Origin of the sequence: Streptomyces sp. NBC_01477, from assembly GCF_036227245.1 — a bacterium.
In the GTDB taxonomy this organism is placed as follows: domain Bacteria; phylum Actinomycetota; class Actinomycetes; order Streptomycetales; family Streptomycetaceae; genus Actinacidiphila.
This window is the reverse complement of sequence record NZ_CP109445.1, coordinates 768679-782338: the sequence shown is the minus strand read 5'-3', so window position 1 is coordinate 782338 and position 13660 is coordinate 768679. Positions and strand designations below refer to the sequence as shown.

11 protein-coding genes are annotated in these 13660 nt (G+C 72.8%); 1 reads left to right on the top strand and 10 read right to left on the bottom strand.

Going from position 1 to position 13660, the window contains the following annotated elements:
• The first annotated feature begins 56 nt into the window (after nt 1–56).
• Nucleotides 57–254 carry an MbtH family protein gene (locus tag OHA86_RS03110; RefSeq protein ID WP_329172253.1) on the top strand — a complete coding sequence of 66 codons (198 nt, stop codon included), beginning with the start codon at nt 57–59 and terminating at the stop codon, nt 252–254.
• A gap of 67 nt (nt 255–321) precedes the next feature.
• On the opposite strand, the gene OHA86_RS03105 is transcribed toward OHA86_RS03110, so the two are convergent.
• From OHA86_RS03105 to OHA86_RS03060, 10 genes are all read right to left on the bottom strand, one after another.
• Nucleotides 322–1410: an iron-siderophore ABC transporter substrate-binding protein gene (locus OHA86_RS03105; protein WP_329172252.1), complete on the bottom strand. Its 1089-nt coding sequence runs from the start codon at nt 1408–1410 to the stop codon at nt 322–324.
• A gap of 97 nt (nt 1411–1507) precedes the next feature.
• Complete coding sequence (locus tag OHA86_RS03100) at nt 1508–3262, bottom strand: ABC transporter ATP-binding protein (RefSeq protein ID WP_329172251.1); 1755 nt, start codon at nt 3260–3262, stop codon at nt 1508–1510.
• Nucleotides 3259–4941: an ABC transporter ATP-binding protein gene (locus OHA86_RS03095; protein ID WP_329172249.1), complete on the bottom strand. Its 1683-nt coding sequence runs from the start codon at nt 4939–4941 to the stop codon at nt 3259–3261. Before OHA86_RS03095 ends, OHA86_RS03100 begins: the two co-directional genes overlap by 4 nt.
• 141 nt (nt 4942–5082) lie before the next feature.
• Nucleotides 5083–5940 (bottom strand): SAM-dependent methyltransferase, encoded by an 858-nt coding sequence (locus tag OHA86_RS03090; protein WP_329172247.1) that lies wholly within the window; start codon nt 5938–5940, stop codon nt 5083–5085.
• Nucleotides 5937–6662, bottom strand: coding sequence for a hypothetical protein (locus OHA86_RS03085; protein WP_329172246.1), 726 nt, complete (start codon nt 6660–6662; stop codon nt 5937–5939). The genes OHA86_RS03090 and OHA86_RS03085 overlap by 4 nt, the downstream gene beginning before the upstream one ends.
• Before the next feature lie 276 nt (nt 6663–6938).
• Nucleotides 6939–7937, bottom strand: coding sequence for a beta-ketoacyl-ACP synthase III (locus OHA86_RS03080; RefSeq protein WP_329172244.1), 999 nt, complete (start codon nt 7935–7937; stop codon nt 6939–6941).
• A complete protein-coding gene (locus OHA86_RS03075; protein ID WP_329172243.1) occupies nt 7937–9709 on the bottom strand; it encodes a fatty acyl-AMP ligase in 1773 nt (590 codons plus the stop codon). The genes OHA86_RS03080 and OHA86_RS03075 overlap by 1 nt, the downstream gene beginning before the upstream one ends.
• 344 nt (nt 9710–10053) lie before the next feature.
• Nucleotides 10054–11256, bottom strand: coding sequence for a crotonyl-CoA carboxylase/reductase (gene ccrA / locus OHA86_RS03070; RefSeq protein WP_329182192.1), 1203 nt, complete (start codon nt 11254–11256; stop codon nt 10054–10056).
• A gap of 103 nt (nt 11257–11359) precedes the next feature.
• Entirely contained in the window at nt 11360–12292 is a 933-nt protein-coding gene (locus tag OHA86_RS03065; protein WP_329182190.1) for an alpha/beta hydrolase, read from the bottom strand.
• Between the two features lie 366 nt (nt 12293–12658).
• Nucleotides 12659–13654: a 3-oxoacyl-ACP synthase III family protein gene (locus OHA86_RS03060; protein ID WP_329172242.1), complete on the bottom strand. Its 996-nt coding sequence runs from the start codon at nt 13652–13654 to the stop codon at nt 12659–12661.
• Nucleotides 13655–13660: the final 6 nt, after the last annotated feature.

The following is a 13660-nucleotide window of genomic DNA, read 5'->3' as shown; positions in this document are numbered from 1 at the left end:
CGAACCCCGACCACCTGCCCGGCCATCCGCCCGTACATCCGAGAGGAAGACTGACCATGAGCAACCCGTTCGAGAATCCCGACGGCGTCTACAAGGTCCTGGTCAACGACGAGAACCAGCACAGCCTGTGGCCCGACTTCGTCGACGTCCCGGCCGGCTGGACGGTCGTGCACGGACCGGCCGGCCGCCAGGAGTGCCTGGACCACATCGAGGCCAACTGGACGGACCTGCGCCCCAAGAGCCTGCTGGAGTAGGCGGCCGGGCACGCGTGAGGGGGACGGCCCGCCGGGCCGTCCCCCTCACGCGTGTGCGCCGTACCGGTCAGGAAGCGGGCTGCTCCACCTTCGTGGCGGGATTGCCGTCGACCGCCGCGGCGACCTGCGGCACCAGGCGGTCCAGGACGTACGGGATGCTCAGCACGGTCGACAGGGACACCGCGTTGCCGTAGTCGCTGCTCTCCTTGATGAACACCTCGCGGCCCTGCTTGACGACGTTCAGGCCGCCGTAGAGCTTGTCGCCGTGCAGCTTGGTGACGGCCCCCGCGGTGTCCGGGAGGATCCACACCGCGACACCCTGGTCGAGCAGGTCGGTGCGCTCCTTGCTGATGTTGGCGCCGAAGGAGTCGCCGATCACCTTGTCCAGGTCCTTCGGGAGCGTCAGGCCGAGACCGCTGAGCAGCCGGGAGCGCACGTCCTGGCTGCCGTACACGAAGGTGCCCTCGTACGGGGTGGCCATCACCGCCGTGGCGCCGGCGAACTCGGGGTGCGCCTTCTTGGCCGCGGCGAACCGGGCCTCGACGCCGTCGACCAGGCTCGCCGCCTCCGCGGGCCTGCCGAGGGCCTTGCCGATGGTCTCGGTCTGCTGCTGCCACGGGACGCCGTAGTCGTTGAACTCCTTGGGCTGGGCCACGACCGGGGCGAACTTCGACAGCGTCTGGTACTGCTCCTTGGTCAGCCCCGAGTAGACGGCGAGGATGAGGTCGGGCCGCAGCGCGGCGATCTTCTCCATCTGCGGGCCGGTGCCGGTGTCCTTCAGGACGGTCGGCGCCGCGGCGCCGTTCAGCTTGTCCTGCGCCCAGGGGCCGATGGCGCCCTTGTAGCCGCCGAGCCACTCGGTCGTCCCGACCGGCACCTTGCCCAAGGCCAGGACGGCGTCCTGGTCGGTCAGGCCGACGGTGACGACGCGCTTCGGCTCGGCCTTGAGCGTGGTGCTGCCGTACTTGTGCGCGATGGTGACGGGGAAGGCGTCGGGTGAGGCCTTCCCGGTGGCGGAGGGACCGGCGGCGGCGCCGGAGTCCGGGTCCGAGCCGCTGCCGGAGTGGTTCGAGCCGCAGGCAGCCGCCCCGCCCACGAGCAGCATGACGGAAGCCAGCAGTCCGGCGAACCGGGCGGCTATCTGAGCGCGGGACATCACATGATCCTTGTCTTCGTGTGCGGTTCTGTTCGGTGTTCGGTGTTCGGATTCGCCCGGTCGGTCCCGGGGCGTCCCGGGACCGCGCACGGGCGGGTCACACATCGGTGCTGCGGTTCTCCGACCAGGCCCGCCACAGCGCCGCGTACGGCCCTCCGGCGGCGCGCAGTTCGTCGTGGGTGCCGCTCTCGGCCACCCTGCCGTGCTCCAGGACGACGACCCGGTCGGCGGACGCGGCCTGGCTGAGCCGGTGGGCGACGATCAGCGCCGTACGGCCGTCCAGCGCCCGGTCGGCGGCCTTCTCCAGCACCTGGGCGCCGGCGCTGCCCGCCTCCGCGGTGGCCTCGTCGAGCACGGCGACCGGCGGATCGGCCAGCACGAGCCGGGCCAGCGCGAGTTGCTGGGCGCGGTCGGGGGTCAGGCGGTGGCCTCCGTCGCCCACGACGGTCTCAAGCCCGTCGGGCAGGGCCTCGGCCCAGCCGAGCGCGCCGACCCGCTCCAGCGCCTCGCGCAGCTCGCCGTCGGTGGCGCCGGGCCCGGCCAGCCGCAGATTGTCGGTGAGCGGTCCGGCGAAGACGTGCACCTCCTGGGTGACCAGCGCGACGGTGCGGCCCGACTCGACCGGCTCGGCGCCCCCGATGTCGATCCGTCCCGAGGTCGGGCGGTGGATGCCGGCGATGAGTTTGGCCAGGGTGGTCTTGCCCGCCCCGCTCGCGCCGACCAGGGCGACCCGCTCCTTGGGGCGCAGGACCAGGTCCACGTCGTGCAGGACGGGCCGGCCCGGTGTGTAGGCGTGGCCGACACCGGTGAGGGTGACCACCGGTACGGTCCCGGTCTCCTCGGGCGCCGGCTCCTGAGGCGCCCGCGGCGCCGGTTCGTCGACGACCCCGACGAGGCGGGCCAGCCCGGCCGCGGCGGACTGGGCGTCGTCGAGCAGGACCAGCGCGGTGTTGATCGGCCCGAAGAGGCTGTGGAAGTACAGCGCGGCGGCGGTCGCCGTGCCGATCGACACGGAGTCGTCGCGCACCAGCACGAAGCCGACGACGAGCACCGCGGCGAGGCCGAGGTATTCGCCCACGTGCAGCCGGCTGTAGAAGCCCAGCACCAGCCGTACCCCGCGCAGCGTCAGGTCGACCGCCGCGCGCGAGCGCTCGGTGACCCGCCCGGTGTGCCGGTCCTCCAGCCGGTACGCCCGTACGGTGGCCGCGCCCCCGATGCTGTCGAGCAGCTGCTGCTGCTGGGCGCCGGCGGCGATGCGCTCCTTGGCGTACAGCGGGGTGGCCCGGGAGGTGTACCAGCGGGCGGTGTGCGCCTGGACGGGCACCGCCAGCAGCACGGCCACCAGGAACCGCCAGTCGAGCACCGCCAGCGCGCCCAGGGTGAGCAGGATGGCCAGGCCCGAGCGGGCCAGTTCCGGCAGCGCGTGGCGCACCGCCTCCGCCACCCGTGACACGTCCTGGGTCACCCGCGCGGTCAGGTCCCCCGAGCCGGCCTTCTCCAGCCGGTCCAGCGGCAGCAGCAGCGCCCGCTCCACGAACCGCTCGCGCAGCTCGGCCAGTACGGTCTCGCCCAGCTTCGACACGAGCGACATGCCGAGCGCGGTGGTCACGCCCTGCGCGGCGGCGACCAGCGCCAGCAGCACCACGGGCGCGGTGAGCGTGCCGGCCGGCCGGTGGCCGGTGACCAGGTCCACGATGTGGCCCAGCAGCGGCTGCGTGAGCAGGCCCACCGACGTCGCGACCACCATGACGGCGAATCCGGCCCAGGCCAGCGCCCGGTGCGGGCGCAGCAGTTCAAGCATCGCGGCCCGGGTGCGGGCCGGGGTCGCGGTCGGCAGCAGTTCCCTGGTCATGCGAGCACCGCCGCACGGTAGGCGGCGTCGCCGCGCAGCAGGGCGGTGTGGGTGCCCTCGGCGCTGACCCGGCCGGAGTCGAGGAAGACCACCCGGTCCGTGACGGCCAGCAGCGCGGGGCTGTTGGTGACCAGCACCGTCGTGCGGCCGCGCCGGAAGTCCCGTACGCCGCGCGCGATGCGGGCCTCGGTGACCGAGTCGACGGCGGTGGTCGGATCGTGGACGACCAGTACGGGGCGGTCGGCGTTGAGCGCGCGGGCCAGCGCGACGCGCTGGCGCTGGCCGCCGGACAGCGACCGCCCGCCGTCACCGACCGGGGTGTCGGCGCCGAGCGGCAGCGCGCGGGCGACCTCGTCGGCGGCTGCGGCGGCCATCGCACCTTCCGCGGACTCGCCGCCGCCGATGTTGTCGCCGAGCGTGCCCTCGAACAGGTCGGCGTCGTGCGAGGCGACCAGTACGGCCGAGCGCAGGTGCGCCGGATCGAGGTCGGACAGCGGCACCCCGTCGAGTTCGACCGTGCCGGAGACGGGGTCCTCGGTACGCCCCAGGGCGCGCAACAGGGCCTCGCAGGACGCCGGTTCCGTGCTGACCACGCCGAGCAGCTCGCCCGGCGCCATCGTCAGGTCGACCTCCCGCAGCGTCCCCAGGCTGACGGACCGCAGCCGTACTGTGCCGGGCACGGCGTCCGGCAGGCGGCCGTCGCCCGCCACGACGTCGCGGGGCGCGGCGAGCACCGCCGCGATGCGCGACGCCGACGCGCGGGCCTGGGCGAATTCGGCGTTCACCCAGGCGAACACCTCGAACGGCCCGAGCAGGAACATCGCGAGGCCCAGGGCGGACACCAACTGGCCCAGCGTGATGTCGCCCCCGGCCGCGAGCCGGCCGCCGACCAGCGCCACCAGCGCGATGAAGCCGCCGGTCAGCGCCAGCACGACGCCGCCCTGCCAGGCCTCGGCGCGGGCGGCGCGGAGCGTGGCGGCCAGCGAGGCGCGGCTGGTGCGCCGGTAGCGGTCCACAGCCGCGCCCTGCGCCCCGATGCCCTTGAGCACCCGCAGCCCCGACACCAGGTCGGCGGCTATGCCGGAGGCGTGCGCGGCCTGCTCCTGCTCGGCCTCGCTGCGGCGCTCCAGCGGCTTGCTCAGCAGGTGCCCGGCGAACAGCAGGACGGGCGTGCCCAGCAGCACCGTCAGGCCGAGCGGCACGGAGATGAGCAGCAGCGCCACCGCACTCACCACGAGCCCCACCGCGGAGGAGATCCCCGTCGTCAGCGCCATGTTGACGGCGCCGACCCGCTTGGCGTCCTCGGTGGCGATGTTCACCAGCGCGCCCGGCAGCCGTCCGGCCTCCGCGCCGCCGCGCGGGTCGAGCACCCGGCGTACGACCTCCACCCGCAGCTGGTGCGCGGCCTGTTCTGCGGCCCGCTCGCCGGCTCTGGCCCCGAACCGGAAGCTCAGCGACAGCCCCACGTAGACGGCGGCCAGGACGGCCAGCCAGCGCACCAGCGCGCCGGTGTCGCTCCTGGCGACGGCCTGGTCGACCAGGACGCCGATCAGTACCGGTACGAGCGCCTCGCCCAGTTGGTGTCCGGCGGCCAGGACGGCCCCGGTGGCGACGTCCCGCCGCTGCCCTCCGACCGCCTGTGCCAGCACGTCCCGCGACCGCGGTCCCTCTGCTCCCACCGGTGCACCCTCTCCGGAACCAGCCTCACGAATTTAGGTAAGGCTAGTCTAAGTAAGGGTGCCGCGGTCACGGGAATCGGCCCCGGGTTCGGCCGTCCCCCCCGGTGGGTCCGCAACGCCGTTACGGCCGCGGGGCCGGCGTCATTTACGGGTGCCGTGCACGAAGAACACCCGCGGCACGCCCGTGACCGCGCGCTCGGGCACCGGATCGGGCCAGCGGCCGAAGTCGGCGCCGGGCTCGCCCGGCTGGGTGGCCGTCACCGCGAACCCGTGCCGCGCGAACAACTCCTCGGGCTCGTCACTGCCGAACACCCAGGGACAGCCCCAGCCCGCGAAGACCTCCAGGATGTCGCTCATGCCCGGGTGCGTCAGGGCGGCGGTGTTGACGAGGTCCGCGACGACCGTGCTGCCGGGCGCGGACAGCGCCGCCACCCGGTCCAGGACGCGGTCGACGTCCGGCGCGGGCAGGTAGTAGAGCAGCCCCTCCAGCAGCCACAGCGACGGCAGTTCCGGCCGGTAGCCGGCCGCCGCCAGCTCGTCCTCCCACGCGGGATCCGTCAGGTCCACCGGCACGGTGATGCGGGGCGTCCGTGGCGCCACGCCCTCCAGCCGGGCGGCCTTGAAGTCCAGCACCGCCGGGCGGTCGATCTCGAAGTAGCCGAGGTGGGAGGGCAAGTCCAGCCGGTAGGCCCGCGAGTCCATGCCGGCCGGTGCCAGCACGATCTGCGCCAGCCCCGGCTGCTGGGCGGCGGTGGTCAGCAGGTCGTCGAAGAAGCGGGTGCGGATGGCGTTGTAGTCGGGGGTGCTGGGCAGGGTGCGCGACCCGTCGCGGCGGAAGGTGGCGGCGCGTATCTCGCCGAACAGCGCGGGACCGGCGTCGCCGACCAGCAGGGCGGCATAGGGGTCGTCGTACAGCCGGTCGTCCCTGGCGGACTCGGCGGCCCGCAGGGCGGCGGTGAGCAGCGAGGTGCGCTCCACGGCAGTGGTGAGATCGGTCATGACGCGAGCGCCTCCGGTGTGCACGGTGCGTCCCGCCCGGCCGGTGCGGCCTGCGGGTCCTGATCGGTGGCCGGTGCGGCCTGCGAATCCAGCGCCGCCATGACGGCCCGCGCGGTGCGCTTGACGCCGTCGCGTACGGCGATACGGGTCACCGGCAGCGCGGCGACCTCTTCGAGCATCAGCTCGCGCAGCCGCCGCTGGTAGGCGTCGAAGGCGGGCCAGGTGGGCCGGGCACCGCTGTATTCGAGCGGGTTGAGCCGCGCGCCCCGGCCGCTGCGCTTCCAGCAGGACCGCGGGTCGCCGTCCAGATAGAGCACCCGGTCCGGCTGCGGGAAGCCGCGCCACCAGGCGACCATCGGATCGGACACCTCGGCGAGACGGCACTTGGCGAGGATCTTGTAGTAGTACGAGTCCATGACCACCGGACGGCCGTCGCCCGGGCCGGCGCCGCCGTCCGCGGCGGCGATCTGGTCACGCAGATGGATCACCGCGGTCTGCAGCAGTCCGGCCAGGAAGTCGTGGGAGTAGTCGCGGCCGAGCGCGGGGAGCACGTCGTCCACGACGTTGTGCCGCAACTGGGCGATCAGCCGGTACTCCGGTCCGAGCAGGGCGCCGTCGGTGGAGACGCACCGCCAGTCCGGCCTGCTGCGGGCGATCTCGGCCATGACGGACGACTTGCCCGCGCCGTCGGGACCGAGCAGCACCACGAACGCGCTGGGCATGGCATCTCGCCTTCGCTGTGAGCCTGCCGTTCGCACGGTGCGGCGGACCGGGTGGGGACTGAGGGTGGTGCGGCGGGATCCGGCGCCGCGGCGCCGGCGGTCCGACGGCCCTTCACAGCAGTCGGCGGGCGCCGCCCCGGTGCGCGGACCTCACACTGTGCGGATGAGGCCCGCGCACCGGGCGGCGGTCGGGTCCGGCGGGTGCCTGGCGGGGCAGGCGCGGCAATCGGCGGCGGGCGCCCCCTGGAGGGCCGCCGCCTCAGTACCCGGGTCGGGTCATGGCAGGGTCACCACCTGGGCGGCGTGGGCCAGGCCCGCGCCGAAGCCGACGAGCAGCGCGAGGCCGCCGCTGGAGGCCGCGCCCTGGGACAGCAGCTGGTCGATGGCCAGCGGGACCGACGCGGCGGAGGTGTTGCCGCTGGTGACGATGTCCTTGGCCACGGCGGTGTGCGGGGCGAGCCCCAGGGAGCCGGCGGCGACATCGACGATGCGGGCGTTGGCCTGGTGGGGCACGAAGGCGGCGAGGTCGGCCACCTCCACCCCCGCTTCCGCCAGCGCCTGCCGGGAGATCTCCGGCACCGAGCGGGTCGCCCAGCGGAAGACCTCGGGGCCGGTCATCCGCAGGGTCGGCCAGGGACCTTGCGTGTTCCTGGCGTCCAGCCAGGTGCGGTCGTGGGCGATCATGTGGTGCCGCTCGCCGTCCGCGCCCCACACCACCGGGCTGATGCCGGGCGTCTCGGACGGGCCGACCACCACCGCCCCCGCGCCGTCGCCGAACAGGAACGCGGTGCCGCGGTCGGTGGGATCGATGATGTCGCTCATCTTCTCCGAGCCGACCACCACCACGGTACGGGCGGCGCCGGAGCGGACCAGCGAGTCGGCGAGCCCCAGGGAGTAGCAGAAGCCCGAGCAGGCGGCGCTGATGTCCAGCGCGCCGGCGGAGCGGGCGCCCAGCAGATGGGCCACCCGGGGCGCGGCGGTCGGCGCCTGCTCCAGGAAGGACATGGTGGCCAGCAGCACCATGTCGACCTCGTCGGGGTCCGTGCCCGACTGGGCCATCGCCTTGCGGGCCGCCTCCGCCGCCATGGTGATGACGGTCTCGTCCGGGCCGGCGAAGCGCCGGCTGGCGATACCCGACCTGCGGCGGATCCACTCGTCGCTGGAGTCGATACGGGCGCAGATCTCGTCGTTGGTCACCACCCGGGCCGGCCGGTACACCCCGACGCCCAGGATGCGGGCCCCGGGCCGCTGCTCGGCTGAGCGCAGCCGGCCCATTACGCCTCCGTCCCGACCGTGGCGGCGGCGGACGCGGTCACGGCGGTCAGCTCGCCGTTCTCGTAGCGCTGCTTGCACGCCCGGCGCTGCACCTTGCCGCTTGAGGTCTTCGGCAGCGCCCCGCGCCGTACGACCAGGACGACGTCCGGAGTGATCCGGTGCATGCCACGTACGGCGTCGTAGACCCGCAGCCGCAGGGTTTCGGCGCCCAGCGACTTCAGCAGCCGCCCGTCCGCCTCGACGACCACCACGAGCTGCTCGCGCTCGCCGTCCTCGGAGGAGAAGGCCACCGCGCAGTTCGGGTGCAGACCGGGTACGGCCCGCTCGGCGGACAGTTCGAGGTCCTGCGGGTAGTGGTTGCGGCCCTTGCGGATGATGACGTCCTTCAGCCGTCCGGTGACGTACAGCTCGCCCTCGTGCAGGAAGCCGAGGTCGCCGGTCCGCAGATAGGTCTCGCCCGAATCGTCCGCGCCCGCGACCCGCGCCCGGAAGGTCTCCTCGCTCACCACCGGACGCCCCAGGTAACCGCCCGCCACGCAGGGGCCGTTGATCCAGATCTCGCCGACCCGGTCCTCGGGGAGGACCTCCCGCTCCGCGGGGTCCACGATCCGCACCCGGGTACGGCCGACCGTACCGCCGCTGCTGACCAGGGGCACGGCGCCCTCGGCGGCCTCGCCGACGGGCTGCGCGTTGCCCTCCCGCAGGGCCTCGGCGGACAGCCACTGGACGACCGGCTCCCGGTCCTGGCGGGTGCCGGTGGCCTTGAGGGTGTTCTCCGCCAGCCCGAAACCGGGGCACATGGCGCGCGGGTCGAAGCCGTACGGCGCGAACGCCTCGGTGAACGACCGCACGGTCGCCCAGCGCACCGGCTCGGCCCCGTTGGCGGCCACCCGCCAGCGGGACAGGTCGCCCACGTCGCCGGTCTTGCCGTCGGCGGCGGCCCGCGCGCACAGCTCGTAGGCGAAGCTGGGCGCCGCCGCGTGCGTACCGCCGAAGCGGGCGATGGCCTCCAGCCAGCGGGCCGGGCGGCGGATGAAGGCGTCGGGGGCCATCAGGTACGAGGGGATGCCCGCCCACAGCGGCAGCACGATGCCGAACAGCATGCCCATGTCGTGGAAGAGCGGCAGCCAGTTCACGACGGTGCCGTCCGGCTCGCACGGCCACAGCTCGTCGGTCTCGACCACGTTGGCCAGGAAGTTGGCGTGGCTGACCACCACTCCCTTGGGGTCGCCCGTGGAGCCCGAGGTGTACTGGAGCAGCGCGGTGTCGTCGGGACCCGGGGGAGCCGGCACGGGCGCGTCGGGGCTGTACGCGAGGGTGTCGGTGGCCAGGAAGGTGAGCCCGTCCAGTTCGGGCATGTCGCCGAAGCGCTCCTGGAGGTCGTGGACGACCTCGGCGGTGCTCAGGACGGTCGTGGTGCCGGAGTCGTCGGCGATCCGGCGCAGCCGCTGGACCTCCTCACGGCGCCGGGGCACCTGCACCGGGGCGCAGGCCACGCGTCCGTACATGCACCCCAGCAGGGTCCGTATGAACTCCAGGCCCGAGGGGTACAGCAGCACGGCGTTGCGGCCGGACAGGCCCGCGGCCGCGAACGCGGCGGCCCGCAGGCCGACGTCGCTGTAGAGTTCACGGTAGGTGAGCGCCTCGTGCGGTTCCTCGCCGTTGCGCAGGAAGACATAGGCGGTTTCGTCGGGCTGCTTCTCGCTGCGCAGCCGCAGGGCGTCGGGAAGGGTGCGCACGCCCACGGTCGGATGCGGTCCGGTGGTGCTCACGGTCAGATCTCCTTGTTGGCCGGTCGTCGTGCACAGAGGCGGGTGGTTGGCGGCGGGCCTAGGCGGCGTGCTGCCCGTCCGGGACGGGACAGCCGCCAGCCAGGCGCCGTTCGCCGTCCTCTAGCTCGTTCTGCGTGTCGGAAGCCTCGGAAATCTTCACGTCGACGGGATTGCTCATGGAAATTCTGCTCCCCATCTCTTCGCAGGTACGTGCCGGTAGGCAGAAGTGCGACGTCGAGAATCCGCGCAGAATGCGGTCCGGGCATGGTCGGGGGCCGGTGACGATCGGTCAGGCCCACCCGGGTCAGGACGGGAGACTCTCCCTGACGAAGTGACCGGCGCGGTTACTCGTCGTCGGCGAGAGCGTTGATTCTCACGGCCATGTTTCCCGAGGGATGCTGGTTCTCGTACATCAGCTGGTGCAGCTTCCCTATCTCCGCGAAGTCGCCCTCGTAGCTGAGGCAGGGATCGACGTCCCCCCTCGCGACCAGCTGGGTGAGTTCGTGGCACTGCCGCAGGTTGAAGCCGTGCGAGCCCTGCAGCCTCTTCTGCCGCATCCACAGGAACCTCAGGTCGACGTCGCCGTGGTATCCGGTCGTGCCGCCGCACAGGACGACCATGCCGGAGCTGTCGCACAGGTAGATCGAGGTGGGGATGGTGTTCTGGCCGACGTGCTCGAAGACGATCCTGGGGGCCCGGCGCTCGCCGAGCTTCTCCCAGAACTCGGTCCCGAAACGCCGGACCTCCTTCATCCAGCCGCCGAACGCGTTCTGGTCGGAGATGTCGGGAAGCCGGCCCCAGTGGTGGTAGGCGCTGCGGTCGATCACGCCCTGGGCGCCCAGCTTCAGGCAGTAGTCGGCCCGGTCGGCGCTCGACACGACGGCGATCGGGGTACCGCCCAGCGCCCTGGTGATCTGGATCGCCATGGAGCCCAGGCCGCCGGAGCCGCCCCAGATCAGGACCGGGTCACCGGGCCGGACCACATTGGGCTGCCACCCGGTCAGCTGCCGGTACGCGGTCGCGCCCGACAGGACGTACGCCGCCGCCTCTGCCCAGGTGAGCCGCTCCGGCTTCGGCACGCACTGGAAGTCGCCCACCAGCGCGAACTGGGCGAAGGAGCCGAAGTTCGTCTCGTACCCCCAGGCCAGGTTCGAGGCCGAGGCCATGGGATCGGCCCCCAGCCTGATGTCCTGCGAGGTCTCGTCCCACACACCGCCCGAGACGACGACGTGGTCGCCGATCTTGACATTGCGCACACCGTCGCCGACGGCCCAGACGATTCCCGAGCACTCGGACCCGCCGATGTGGAAGTCCTCGACCTCGCCCTTGCGCTGCCGGGCGCCGATGACGTCGACCGGCTTGCCCAGCGACGCCCACACGTTGTTGTAGTTGATTCCGGCGGCCATCACGTACAGGAGCACCTGCCCCCGCCCGACCGCGGGAACATCGACGACCTCGGACTGGAAAGCCTGGTCGGGCGGGCCGAACCTCTCACGTCTGATGACCGACGCGTGCATCTTCCGCGGCACTACGCCGGTGGGGGGCATCTCGCCGAGGCCGTACAGTTCCTTCACTTTGAAATTCCTAACATTCTCGGAATGTGGGCGACAGTGTCCGAACTGAGAATTTCGTGGACCTGTGGTGTTGCGCCTATTTGGCCACCGGCACCGAGGTCAGCATCTCTTCCACTGCCGCCAGCACATCGCTCGTCGCCGTCGCGGCCGAGGGGACGATGTCGGCCATGAGGAGAAAGCCGTGTGTCAGGCCGAGCGCCGGTATGTGCCGCACCGTCACACCGGCGGCGGCGAGCCGGTCCGCCAGCTCGACACCCTCGTCGTGCAGCGGGTCGAACTCGGCGGTGCAGACCACCGTCGGGGCCAGCTCGCGGAGGTCGGCGTTGAGCAGGTCGATCGCCGGATCGGTGTGGTGCTCGGGCTCGGTCAGGTACTGCTCGTAGTACCAGCGCAGATCGTCGACGTCGCCCAGGTAGCCCGTGGCGTACGTGCGGATGGACTCCGACCTCATGGCGGGGTCGGCCGGCGGGTAGACCAGCAGCTGGGCGGCGAAGGTGATGCCGTCGTTGTCGCGCTCGTGCATCGAGATCCCCACCGACAGACCGCCGCCCGCGCTGTCGCCGGCGATGACGTGCTCGCGCCCGGTGAAGGTCGCCGCGGCCCATTCGGCGGCGACGATGCCGTCCTGGAGCGGGCCGGGATGCGGGTGTTCGGGCGCGCGCCGGTAGTCGACGGAGACGACGACCGCGCCGAGCGCGGTGGCGATCCGGCGGCACACCGAGTCGTGGGTGTCGATGTCGCCGACCGTCCAGCCGCCGCCGTGCAGGAACGTCACCAGCCGGCCCCGGTCGGCGAGTGGCAGGTATGTGCGGACCGCGAACTTGCCGCCGTCCAGGCCGTCGAGTAACTGGTCCGTCACCGAGGCGACCGGCACCGGCTCGGCACCGCCGCGCGAGCGGGTCGCGCTGTCGGCGTACCGGCGGCGTACCTGCTCCAGGGTCAGCGTGCGCGCCGGGGCCGGTCGATCGACAGCCTGCCACTGGATCAGGGCGCGAATAAAACGGTCCATCGGCACGAGAGTCTCCTCGGGTCACACCGGCGCAGGATTCAGCGGTTCGGGTCCGCACCGCCGGTGGTGCGGGGCATACGGATACAGCGGGACCGAGCGCGCCGGCCCCGTCGGGCAGGACCGGCGGGCCTCCGACCGCCGTCGCCATCGTCGACGGGTCGGTAACCGGTCCCGGTGCGCCGGCCGCCATGAGTCCGCGGCTGTCTTGTGCGGTCGGCCCGCCGCCGCGACCGGCCGTCCCCGCGTGCGGCGCACCCGGGGAGCTCGATCCGGTCGGCGGCGGCCGGCGACGTGATCAGGTGCCGTCCGGCGGCGCCGGGTGCCCCGGCGCCGTGGACAGCGGCAATCGGCTGTCCCGCTGCGACCTCACCACTCGACCAGCGTGAGGCCGATCGAGACCCCGCCGCCCATGCCGAGGAAGAGGACCTGGTCGCCCTTGCGCAGAGCGCCGGAGCGCGCGGCGCGGTCCAGGGTCAGCGGGATCGACGCGGAACCGGTGTTGGCGAACCTGTCCACCGTGCGGTGCAGCGTCGCCTTCGGCAGGTCCAGCCGCGCCACCAGCTCGTCGAGCATGACGCCGTTGGGCTGGTGCGGGACCACGTGGTCGATGTCGGCCGGCAGCACCGCGCTGTCGTGCAGGAACTGCTTCACCAGGCCCGGCACGGTGGCGTTGGCGAATTCCCTGGCGGTCCTGCCGTCCATGGCGAAGTAGTGCAGGCCGGCCTCGTGCGTGGCCGGGTCGTAGGGCTTCCTGCTGCCGCCCGCCTCGACCTGGATGAGGTCGGTCATCTCGCTGTAGAAGTGGAACGACGACCGCTGGATGCCGCGGCCGGATTCGGCGGGACCGACGACCGCGGCGCCGGCGCCGTCGCCGAACAGCACGGTGGTCCTGCGGTCGGCCGGGTTGAGGATGCGCGAGTACACGTCGGCACCGATGGCCAGCCCGTAGCCGCCGGACTTGGCGACCAGCGCGTTCACCACGTCCAGGGCGTACACGAACCCGGCGCACACGGCGTTCACGTCGAACGCCGCGACCCCGTTGCCCGTCCCGCCCAGGTTCTTGTGCACGAAGGCGGCTGTGGCCGGCTGCTGCTGATCCGGCGTCGAGGTGGCGACGACGATGCAGGACACCTGGTCCGCCGTGATCCCGGCGGCCTCCAGCGCCTGCCGCGCCGCACCGGTGGCCAGATCTGAGGTGGCCTGGCCCGGTTCGGCCCAGCGGCGCTCACGGATGGCCGTCTTGCGCTGGATCCACGCGTCGTCGACACCGGCCGGCGCACCGACCTCGTCGTTGGACACCACACGATCCGGGACACACGATCCGGTACCGAGGATCGCGACGGAACCCGCATGCACGCTCATCGGCAG

Coding starts and splice junctions, on each gene's coding strand:
- OHA86_RS03110 (WP_329172253.1), top strand. CDS start 57: ATGAGCAACCCGTTCGAGAATCCCGACGGCGTCTACAAGGTCCTGGTC.
- OHA86_RS03105 (WP_329172252.1), bottom strand. CDS start 1,410: ATGTCCCGCGCTCAGATAGCCGCCCGGTTCGCCGGACTGCTGGCTTCC.
- OHA86_RS03100 (WP_329172251.1), bottom strand. CDS start 3,262: ATGACCAGGGAACTGCTGCCGACCGCGACCCCGGCCCGCACCCGGGCC.
- OHA86_RS03090 (WP_329172247.1), bottom strand. CDS start 5,940: ATGACCGATCTCACCACTGCCGTGGAGCGCACCTCGCTGCTCACCGCC.
- OHA86_RS03085 (WP_329172246.1), bottom strand. CDS start 6,662: ATGCCCAGCGCGTTCGTGGTGCTGCTCGGTCCCGACGGCGCGGGCAAG.
- OHA86_RS03080 (WP_329172244.1), bottom strand. CDS start 7,937: ATGGGCCGGCTGCGCTCAGCCGAGCAGCGGCCCGGGGCCCGCATCCTG.
- ccrA (WP_329182192.1), bottom strand. CDS start 11,256: ATGCCCCCCACCGGCGTAGTGCCGCGGAAGATGCACGCGTCGGTCATC.
- OHA86_RS03065 (WP_329182190.1), bottom strand. CDS start 12,292: ATGGACCGTTTTATTCGCGCCCTGATCCAGTGGCAGGCTGTCGATCGA.
- OHA86_RS03060 (WP_329172242.1), bottom strand. CDS start 13,654: ATGAGCGTGCATGCGGGTTCCGTCGCGATCCTCGGTACCGGATCGTGT.